The 739-nt window shown below is 64.0% G+C and carries 1 protein-coding gene; it reads left to right on the forward strand.

Annotation, left to right across the window (positions count from 1 at the left end):
* Positions 1-116 precede the first annotated feature (116 nt).
* Positions 117-739, forward strand: a 623-nt coding sequence (locus KBX08_RS33365; RefSeq protein WP_210787728.1) for a restriction endonuclease subunit S, incomplete at its 3' end; no start/stop codon positions are given.

Genomic DNA, 739 nt, shown 5'->3' on the forward strand with positions numbered 1-739 from the left:
ATCCCCTTCACCCGCCACTTCTACAAGTACGTCCCACCCCGCCCCCTCGCCGAGATTGACGCCGACCTGGAGAAGCAGGTCGCCAAGATCCTTGAGTTGCTGCGAGAGGTGGAGCAGTGACGGGACCGCTCTGGGGTGCCTTGCCGGACGGGTGGCTGGCTGGCCAGGTCAAGAACGCTGCAACCGTCACGCTCGGCAAGATGCTGCAGAGCAAGGACTCCGGCAATGACCTACGTGCCCCGTACATGCGTGCTGCGAACGTGCAGCCCCACGGCGTTCTGGCTCTCGACGACGTGAGGGAGATGTGGTTCGGCGACGTCGAGCTGGAGCAGTTGAGCATCCGAGCGGGCGACGTAGTCGTCGTCGAGGGCGGCCAAGGCGGGTTCGGTCGTGCCGCATATGTCGACGCGGATCTCCCGGGCTGGGGATTCCAGAACTCGATCAACCGACTTCGGCCGTTCGACGACTTCGACGGCCGGTTCATCGCGTTCTATCTGATCGCGCTGCGCGCTAGCGGCTTCATTCGCGCCTACTCCAACGTTGTCTCGATGCCGCACCTCACCGCGGAGAAGCTCGCGAGTATTCCGATGCCGCTGCCGCCATTGAAGGAGCAGCGCGCCATCGCCGACTACCTCGACCACGAGACGGCCCGCATAGACAGGCTCATCGGGGAGCAGCAGTGCCTGGTCGAGATGCTCTACGAGCGGCGTCAGGCTCTCATCGATGAGTCGTTCTCGAC

The sequence above is a fragment of the Micromonospora sp. H61 genome (genome assembly GCF_018070325.1).
Classification (GTDB): Bacteria; Actinomycetota; Actinomycetes; order Mycobacteriales; family Micromonosporaceae; genus Micromonospora; species Micromonospora salmantinae.